The sequence below is a fragment of the Achromobacter sp. SIMBA_011 genome, from assembly GCF_046535435.1.
GTDB lineage: Bacteria > Pseudomonadota > Gammaproteobacteria > Burkholderiales > Burkholderiaceae_B > Achromobacter > Achromobacter dolens.
In genome coordinates this window covers 1-239 of record NZ_JAWRWN010001154.1, presented here as the reverse complement: position 1 = coordinate 239, position 239 = coordinate 1, and the positions used below count along the sequence as shown (strand labels likewise).

Below are 239 nucleotides of genomic sequence, written 5' to 3'. Positions count from 1 at the left end.
GGCAAGGCCGTCCATGGTTCGCGCAGCCCGGCAACGCGCTGCTGTGCTCGGTCGGCTGCATCGTGCCGCGCCCCGTCGACGCGCTCGGCGGCCTGAGCATCGCGATCGGCGTCGCGCTCGCGGAAGGGCTCGCGACGCTGCCGCTCGACGGCGGCACGCGCGTCGCGCTCAAATGGCCGAACGACCTGCTGCTGACCAGCACCGAAGGAGACACCACGCGCATCGCCGGCAAGCTCGCC

At 73.2% G+C, this 239-nt stretch carries 1 pseudogene; it reads left to right on the top strand.

From position 1 onward, the window contains the following. Positions 1–239: pseudogene (locus SB816_RS34665) on the top strand (biotin--[acetyl-CoA-carboxylase] ligase); the annotation flags it as partial.